Raw genomic sequence first — 8,241 nt, 5'->3', positions numbered from 1 at the left:
CGACTTCCTTTTCGAGGTCGGCAAGCACCGGTTGCACCGTGCGCACGACAAACGGCAGGCCGATGAAGACCAGCGCCAGCAGCACCCCGTAAGGGGTGTACGCGACCTCGATTCCGAACGTCTTGAGCAGTTCGCCGACCGGGCCGTTCTCCGCGTAGATGGTTGCCAGGGCGATGCCGGCCACCGCCGTCGGCAGGGCAAAAGGCAGGTCCACCAGAGCATCGACCAGGCCCTTGCCGGGAAAGCGGTAGCGTACCAGCACCCAGGCAAAGATCAGGCCGAAAATGACATTGATGCCGGCCGCCAGCAGCGAGGCGCCAAAGCTGAGCTGATATGAAGCGACCACGCGCGGACTGCTGACCGCAGACCAGAAGGCATCCCAGCCGAGGGTCAGCGTCTTGGCGCCGACTGCCGTGAGCGGAATCAGCACGATCAGGGTCAGATAGACCAGCGTGTAGCCCATCGCCAGGCCAAAGCCCGGCAATGGACTGAAGCGCTTCAGGCGGGTCATGCCGGCCTCGACGAGGATATGAACGTGTTCATTTTCTCTTTCTGCTGCAGGAGATTCGGCCGACGATTCAGTCGGCGTTGCCAGCAGGGTTTCAAACGAGGTTTCAACGTTTTCCGCCGGGGACGTAGATCTGGTCGAAGATGCCGCCGTCCGAGAAATGCCGCTTCTGGGCGTTTCGCCAGCCGCCGAAGGTGTCGTCGATGGTGACCAGGTTGACCTTGCCGAACTGCTTGGCGTATCTGGCGGCGATCTTGGCGTCGCGCGGCCGGTAATAGTGCTTGGCGGCGATTTCCTGGCCTTCCGGCGAGTACAGGTATTCAAGGTAGGCCTGCGCGACCTGGCGCGTCCCCCGCTTGTCGACCACTTTGTCGACCACGGCAACCGGTGGCTCGGCAAGAATCGACAACGACGGCGTGACGATCTCGAACTTGTCCGGCCCAAGTTCCTTGATCGCCAGGTAGGCTTCGTTCTCCCAGGCAAGCAGCACGTCACCGATGCCGCGTTCGACGAAAGTGGTCGTCGAACCGCGTGCTCCCGAATCGAGCACCTTGACGTTGCGGTAGATCTGGCCAACGAACTCTCGGGCCCGGGCTTCGTTGCCGCCGGCTTGCTTCAGCGCATAGGCCCAGGCAGCGAGGTAATTCCAGCGCGCACCGCCGGAGGTCTTGGGATTGGGGGTGATGATCGAGACGCCGGGCCTGACCAGATCGTTCCAGTCCTTGATGGCCTTGGGGTTGCCCTTGCGGACCAGGAAGACGATCGTCGAAGTGTAGGGTGCGGCATTGTTGGGCAGCCGTTTCTGCCAGTCGGCCGGCACGATGCCCTTGTCGGCGATGGCGTCGATGTCGTAGGCCAGCGCCAGGGTGACCACATCGGCATCGATGCCGTCGATTACCGAGCGCGCCTGCTTGCCCGAGCCGCCGTGCGAGGCCTTCACCTTGAGCGTATCCCCAGTCTTTCCCCGCCAGTGTCTGGCAAAAGCGGCGTTGAAGTCCTGGTACAACTCGCGGGTCGGGTCGTAGGAGACGTTGAGGATGGCCAGGTCGGCAGCGACGGTGCTGCCGACCAGCAGGGTGCCGGCCAGCAGGCCGGCCAGCAGGCGTTTCAGTTGCATGGGAACTCCGTTCGATCAGGGGACGGGGCGGAGTCTAGAAAAGTACGGCCGCTCGGCCAACGAATCTTTGCTTATTAGCTTATACACGGCCTCGCCGTGAGTCTTGCGAACGCGCTCCGTTCCAGGCTTCCAGGGCGCGCTGCGCACAATCGAAGCCCGCCTGGTGTACGCCTGGTGTACAATTCGCGGCCGCACAGCAACACCAACCGCAGCAAGGAGATACTTCATGTCTGGTCAAGGATTTCATGTACACGGTCCGCACGATCACGAGGTCGAGCACGTCGCTCAGCATGGTGGTGATCACTTCACCTCGCGCGTCGCCGTTCTCACCGCCGTGCTGTCCACCATCGGGGCCATTTTCGGCTACCTCGGCGGGCACTCGCAGAATGCCGCCCTGCTCTACAAGAACGAGGCTGCGATCCAGAAAACCTCGGCGTCGAATCAGTGGAACTACTATCAGGCCAAGAGCAACAAGCAGAACCTTGCCGAGCTGTCGATTACCCTGACGAGCGGTGAAGCGCGCGAGAAATACATCCAGGAAGTCGAGCGCTACAAGAAAGAGAAGCAGGAGATCAAGGTCGAGGCCGACAAGCTTGAAGCCGTCGCCAGGGCGGCCGACCAGAAAAGCGAACTCGAAATGCACGTGCATGAGCGCTGGGCTCTGGCCACTACGCTGCTCCAGGTCGCCATCGCGATGGCCGCGATCACCCTGCTGACGCGCAAGCGCTGGATGCTGTTCGGCGTTTATGGTGCCACTGCTCTGGGTTTGCTTGCCGGGGCCGCGGGTTATCTGCACCTCTGATCGACGAACGCTACCGATTTGCGACGAGAGCCCGTAGTGCCCACCCTGCCTCAGACGTCATCAGCCCCTCCCTCCTTGCGTGCCGGCAGGGTGCTGCTGGCGGCCGTCGGACTGCTGGCTGGCTGTGCCGGCCAGCCGGTCAGCAATGGCACGTCGATCAGTCGCTGGACGCAACTCGGTGCGCAGGACACGATCAGCCTGCGAGCCGTCGTCGCGGCTGCCGATGCCTGCCCGACGGCGATCGTCGATGGCAGCGCCCGGCCCTTGCTGCCGCGCAGTCGGGCAACGCCACCGCATACCCCGGCGCGTGACAACCCCGCGTTCGAGCCCGGCTTTGCGGTGGTCTCGTGCGAACTCGATTTGCCCCGGTCAGCGCGCCAGGCAAGCATCGACGGACACGCCATGCCGATGCCCCGGACCACTCCCCGGCGCATCGTCGTGCTGGGTGACACCGGCTGCCGGGTCAAGGTCCCCGCCGATGCACGGGGGGACCCGATCCAGGACTGCAGCAGCCCCACGGACTGGCCCTGGCAGCGAATTGCACTCGCCGCGGCACGCACGCAACCCGATCTGGTGATTCACCTCGGCGATTATCATTACCGCGAATACTGCGACCAGCCCGCGCTCTGCGCGCCGCTTCGGGAGCGCGGCGTCGTCGTCGGCTACGACTGGGCTGGCTGGCATGCCGACTTCTTCGCCCCGGCCACCCCGCTGCTTGCGGCCGCAGCGTGGGTCACGGTGCGCGGCAACCATGAGGACTGTGACCGCGGCGGCGAAGGCTGGATGCGCTTCCTCTCGCCGCTTCCTTATCAGGCCTGCCCCGACCAGCGCTTCAAGACCGGCAGCCACTCGGTACTGGCCAACAATCTGACCGCCGACGCCTACCGCATCGATCTTGGCGACAAGCTGACGCTGGTCGTTGCCGACAACGCTGGCCACGAGGACTATCGCCCGGCCACGCCACAGGAGGTCGAGATTTTTGCACGTAAGCTGAGCGCGCTGACGACACTGCCGGCACGTTTGCAGGCGTCCCCGGTCTGGCTGCTGCTGCACCGGCCGATCTGGTACGACGGGCTTGACGCAGCAGCACCGCCCAACGCGCTGCAGACCGCCCTTGCCGGCAAGCTGCCGGCGAACGTGCAGTTCGTCTTCGCAGGCCATCAGCATGCTTTCCAGACGATCAATTTTGCACCCGCAGCCGACCCGGACCACTACCCGGCGGGCCGGCCGGCGCAGGTGGTGATCGGTGCCAGCGGCACCCAGCTCGAAGCGCTCGATCCCGAGTCGCCCGTCTACGAAGGGAAGGTTGGCCCCGGCGGCATGGAAAGGGCACAGCCCGACGGCAGACTCTATGATGGCGTCGCCGCCAGCAGCGGCATCTTTCTCAACCGCTACAGTTTCCTGCTGCTCGAACTTGACGATAGCGGCTGGGTGGGGACGCTGCTCGACGCCGACGGAAAAACGATCAGCCGCTGCCGTCTCAACGGCGAGCGCAAGGAAATTGCCTGCAGCTTTCCCGGTGCTTGAGTCGTTGCTTCACGGGACAAGGGAGGAACCTCCGGTCGTGTCAGTCCGGCGCCGTGTCGCACCGGAATGGCAGGTGGGTGGCCGCTTCATCACGGTACTCGGCAAGCGCTTCATTTTGCCGTGCCAGGTGACGACTGAGCAGCTGCCGCATCTGCGGATCGCTGATCCAGTGCGCCGAATGCACGATGGTCGGCGTAAAGCCCCGTGCGAGCTTGTGTTCGCCACCGGCTCCGGGTTCGAAGCGCCGCAGTCCCTCGCGCAGGCAATAAGCGATTCCCTGGTAGAAACAGAGTTCGAAATGCAGGCTGTGGTAGTGGCCGGAGCCCCCCCAGTAACGGCCGTAGAGCGCTTCGTCACTGCGAAAACACAGCGCGATGGCGACCGGCATGCCGGCATCGCGGGCAATGAAGGCAACCATCCGCTTCCCAAGAACCGCAGCCAGATCAGCGAAGCAGGCCGCCGAAAAAGCGGCGTGATTGTTGAATTTCTCGAAGGTGCTGGCGTAGAGCGCGTGCAGCAGTGGCCATTCGGCGGCCTTGATCTGATCGCCATGGCGGGTCTCGATCGACAGGCCACTTTCTGCCACGCGTCGCCGTTCTGCCCTGACCTTGCGGCGCTTGGCGGCACTGAACGTCGACAGATAACCGTCGAAATCGCCGCAACCGGAGTCGACCCAGTGAAACTGGACATCGTTGCTGATCAATAGACCTTCGTCCTGCAGCAGGTTTGTTTCGTCGTCGCCGAGCAGTGCGACGTGCCACGAAGAAGCCCCGGCGCGCTTGCTCAGCCTCTGCGCGCCATCGACCAGCGCCTGTCGGATGGCCGTGGTGTCCGGCCCATCGGCGACCAGCAAGCGCGGGCCGGCAACCGGCGTGTGCGGCACGCAGCTCATCAGCTTCGGGTAGTACTCGCGGCCGAGTTGCCGGTAAGCCGCCGCCCACGACCAGTCGTAGATGAAGTCGCCATGCGAATGGGTCTTGGCGTACAGCGGCAGCAGACCGACGATCGTGTCGTCGGCGTCGCTCGCCACGAGATGGCAAGGTGTCCATCCCCAGGCACGGGCCGCCGCCCCGTGCCGCTCGATGATCGCCAGAAAATCGGCGTTCAGGAAGGGATGTCCGGGCGGGCAAAGGCGGGCCCATGCTGCGCGTGGAATCGCGTCGGCAGAAGCTGCACGGCTGATCGAGATGGGAGACAAGCAACGAGTTCCGTGATCGTTAAGGCATCGTCATGATTGTACTCCGGACCCTGTGACGGCAAGCGAAATCGGCCCGCCGTACAGGAATTCTGCGCCGATCTTGCCGCACTTCACCCGGAGCGCATCATCCGTTACGCGGAAATTCGGCGCGACGAGGTCCATCGGGTCGAAGTCGGCGAGGCTGATCTGTTCCAGTGCGTCCTGCGTGCGGTCGGTCATGTTGTTCTCCCGGTGCTCAAAGCGCGTCGCGGATCGTCGCCAGCGCATCGCGGATCGCTGCCGGCACCTGGTCGGCAACGGCGATGACGAAATCGAGGTGCTCGCGCACCGACGTCGCTTCGCGCGGGCTCGCCCCGCGCTGCAACGCGAGGCGATAGGTGGCGACGATGGCCTCGGCCTGTTGCTGCGGCATTCCGCCCGACCCGTCATCGGCGAGCAGTTGCACCAACAGGCAGTCGGCCACACCGACGGCGCTCCAGAAATTTGGTTTCTCGGCATTGTGCTTGCGGGTGAGTTCGATCATCCGCTGGCATTCGTTTTCGAGCGACCGGTGCCGGTTCATGTCCGGGGCGCGCCCGAGCATCTTGCCGATCAGCTCGGCAAGCGCCCAGTTGCTGAACGGGTAGGGGTCGTCGCGCAGGCTGAGTTCGAAGGCCTGGGAGTAGCAATTGGCCATGTTCACCACGGCATCCAGGCGCAGCGGCGCATCGGCAATCCACGTCAGGCGCTTGTAGGCGCTGCCGAGCAGGCTGAGGCGCTCGACCGTCGGCGCCCGTTCGGCGATCAGCGCGAGTTCGCCGATGGCCCTTTCGATGCGGCCGACGAGTTCGTGCCGCAGGGCTTCGTCGGATGCCACGGCGGCGTTGCGCAACTCCTGCCAGCGCTGTCCGGCCAGTCGCACGTTGAAGTTCGCGCATTGCTCGACGACCCGCAGCGGGCAGTCGCCGACGTTCGCGCGCAAGGCCTTGTCGAGCCATTCGACCGCCTGCGCATAGTCGCCGGTCTCGCCCCAGGCGAGACCGATCGCCGCCGCCACGTCGGCGCGCATCAGCCAGGCCTCGCGCACTGCCTGCGGCATACGTTCGAGCGCATCGCCGACCTTGCTGCGATGCGCCGCCAACTGCTCCTCGTCATCGCCCCGATTGCGTTTCTCCATGCGGATCGACTGGCCCAGGTTGTCGAGCGTGACGACCAGTTCGCTCGGATCGCGGTATTCAGCCGGGCGGCGGCCGTTGCTGGCGCGATGGTCGGCATGCAGCCTGAAGGCCGGGTCGCCATAACACTGATACGCCCCCCAGGTGTTGACGTCGGGGAAACGGACCCAGATCGCCTCGCGGGCGAGGCGAACCGATTCGCCGAAGGGCAGGCCCTGCAGCAGGTGCGTATAGAAGCTCTCGCAGAAGGCTTCGGCGGCCGCGTCATCGACCGCCCAGCCAGCGGCGACCACCGCCCTGACGCCCATCTCGATGAACTGCACCGCCAGGTTCGCAGCCAGTTGCGGACTGTGCCCGCCGGAGGCCGCGCTGGCCGTCTTGCCGAGGTGGCAGCAGTTGATGAAGACCAGTTCCGGCACCCAGCGCATCTGCTCGACGTCGCCCGGCGTCAGGAAGACGTCGTCGCCGATGACCATCCCCGAGAAGGACTGCGAAGGTCCATCACCGGCCTCGACCCGATGCTCGTGCACACCGTGGCCGGCGAGGTGCAGGATCCGCCAGGCCTCCTTGTGCAGGCCGGACATGATCGCGTCGGACTTCTCGTCGATGCACTCGATGCTGCGGTAGCCATTGCGACCGAGCACCTCGACCACCTTCTGCGCCTCGCGCCGAGCCCCCGGCAGCTCGCAGAACGCCGCCTTGCCGACATCGGGATTGCCGACGACGAAGGCGGTGTGGGCGCTGGCGTGGCCCGGGTGCGGGCGAAAGCGCGCCGTCTTGAATTGCCGGACGAGACCGGCCTCGACCGCCGGTGGTCGCTGGCTGTGACTCCAGCGGTCCTCGAGCAGCTCCCAGGGAAAGCAGGCCGACTCGCGGTCGACCAGCAGCACCAGGTCATCCTGGCGCGGTGCCAGTTCCTTGAGCCGGTTCGGTAAAAGCATCTCGAACAGCGTTTTGGCCACCTCGGCATTGGCGGCCGGCGACTGGCTGGCCTGACGAACGAATCCTTCGGCGAGCGCCAGCTGGCCGGTCGCCAGCGTTTCCTCGGCGCGGGCACGGTGGGTGGTGGCGACGAAACGCAGCATGCCGCTGGCCTTGTCCCGGCCGATGTCGAGGCGTTGCCACCAGCCACCGATTTCCTCGAAGACGACGCGACGGTGGCCGCCATCGCCCTCGATGAGGGTCCGTTCCGGCCATTCGACGTCGATCGCCAGTTGCCCGTCGTTCAGCAGATCCTCGAGCGCCCGTGCGGCGCCGATGGCGACGTCGTGCATCAGCTCAACGATCTCGAGGCGGTCGATGACGACACGGTCCTCCATCCGCGCCTGCATCAGTTTGGTATTGGCCGCCGTCGCCGCGTGCAGCAGCGCCGCCAGCGACTCGCGCGCGGAGATGCCGCCACCGGCTCCGGTACCGACCAGCAGACAACTGAGTGCCGCCGAACGTGGCCGGTTCGCTGGACCGTAGCGGTCGTCGTCTGGCCAGCGCGCAACACGGATGGCAAAGTCGAGCATGGCGTCGCGCAGCGCCCTGATCAGCAGCCCTGGCGACAACTCGCCGATCTGGCCGAGACCGACGACGATGGCACCGCCGGGCTGGGCGTCCTTGTCGGTATTGAAGAACAACGCGTGGCTGCCGAGCGGCCCTGGGTAGAGTCCAAGGTCAAGGCGTTGCGTCAGCGCCTTGTCGAGACGCTCGTCGAGCGCCTGCTCGGCGTTGACGATGGTGTCGCCCTGGTAATGCCCGACGACCACCGGGTGCCGGACATAGGCCAGGTCGCCATGGACGATGCGGACGCGCAGCACCGGCACGCCGGCTGCCGGCGCTTCTGCGAGTGGCCGCGCCAGCCCGAAGCCGAAGCCGCGCACGTCGGATGGGATGCCGTCGAACTGCGGCCGCACCGGCAGCACGAAGGGCGGCGGCGCCACTTCGTCG

6 protein-coding genes and 1 pseudogene are annotated in these 8,241 nt (G+C 65.4%); 2 read left to right on the top strand and 5 right to left on the bottom strand.

What is annotated here, in order from left to right:
* Both CAPSK01_RS18635 and CAPSK01_RS18630 read right to left on the bottom strand, forming a co-directional pair.
* Window positions 1-511: pseudogene (locus tag CAPSK01_RS18635) on the bottom strand (sulfate ABC transporter permease subunit CysT); the annotation flags it as partial.
* 103 nt (window positions 512-614) lie between these two features.
* Window positions 615-1,625: a sulfate ABC transporter substrate-binding protein gene (locus CAPSK01_RS18630; protein WP_034930236.1), complete on the bottom strand. Its 1,011-nt coding sequence runs from the start codon at window positions 1,623-1,625 to the stop codon at window positions 615-617.
* Between the two features lie 226 nt (window positions 1,626-1,851).
* On the opposite strand from CAPSK01_RS18630, the gene CAPSK01_RS18620 reads away from it, so the two are divergent.
* Together CAPSK01_RS18620 and CAPSK01_RS23965 are read left to right on the top strand one after the other, a co-directional pair.
* The gene (locus tag CAPSK01_RS18620) at window positions 1,852-2,427 is read left to right on the top strand and encodes a DUF4337 domain-containing protein (RefSeq protein ID WP_034930232.1); all 576 of its coding nucleotides are present in this window, start codon (window positions 1,852-1,854) and stop codon (window positions 2,425-2,427) included.
* 36 nt (window positions 2,428-2,463) lie between these two features.
* Window positions 2,464-3,954, top strand: a complete 1,491-nt coding sequence (locus CAPSK01_RS23965; RefSeq protein ID WP_273704062.1) for a metallophosphoesterase — start codon at window positions 2,464-2,466, stop codon at window positions 3,952-3,954.
* 40 nt (window positions 3,955-3,994) lie between these two features.
* On the opposite strand, the gene CAPSK01_RS18610 is transcribed toward CAPSK01_RS23965, so the two are convergent.
* The 3 genes from CAPSK01_RS18610 to CAPSK01_RS23960 all read right to left on the bottom strand — a co-directional run.
* Entirely contained in the window at window positions 3,995-5,152 is a 1,158-nt protein-coding gene (locus tag CAPSK01_RS18610) for a GNAT family N-acetyltransferase (RefSeq protein ID WP_273704061.1), read from the bottom strand.
* 30 nt (window positions 5,153-5,182) lie between these two features.
* On the bottom strand, window positions 5,183-5,371 hold the full coding sequence (locus CAPSK01_RS18605; protein ID WP_034930229.1) for a hypothetical protein: 189 nt from the start codon (window positions 5,369-5,371) through the stop codon (window positions 5,183-5,185).
* A gap of 16 nt (window positions 5,372-5,387) precedes the next feature.
* Window positions 5,388-8,241 (bottom strand): CHAT domain-containing protein (locus CAPSK01_RS23960; RefSeq protein ID WP_273704060.1); only part of this gene is annotated, 2,854 nt, incomplete at its 5' end.

Source organism: Candidatus Accumulibacter vicinus (assembly GCF_000584955.1).
GTDB lineage: Bacteria > Pseudomonadota > Gammaproteobacteria > Burkholderiales > Rhodocyclaceae > Accumulibacter > Accumulibacter vicinus.
The sequence above is the reverse complement of the archived record's forward strand: the minus strand, read 5'-3'. Positions and strand labels throughout refer to the sequence as shown.

Coding starts and splice junctions, on each gene's coding strand:
- CAPSK01_RS18620 (WP_034930232.1), top strand. CDS start 1,852: ATGTCTGGTCAAGGATTTCATGTACACGGTCCGCACGATCACGAGGTC.
- CAPSK01_RS18630 (WP_034930236.1), bottom strand. CDS start 1,625: ATGCAACTGAAACGCCTGCTGGCCGGCCTGCTGGCCGGCACCCTGCTG.
- CAPSK01_RS18605 (WP_034930229.1), bottom strand. CDS start 5,371: ATGACCGACCGCACGCAGGACGCACTGGAACAGATCAGCCTCGCCGAC.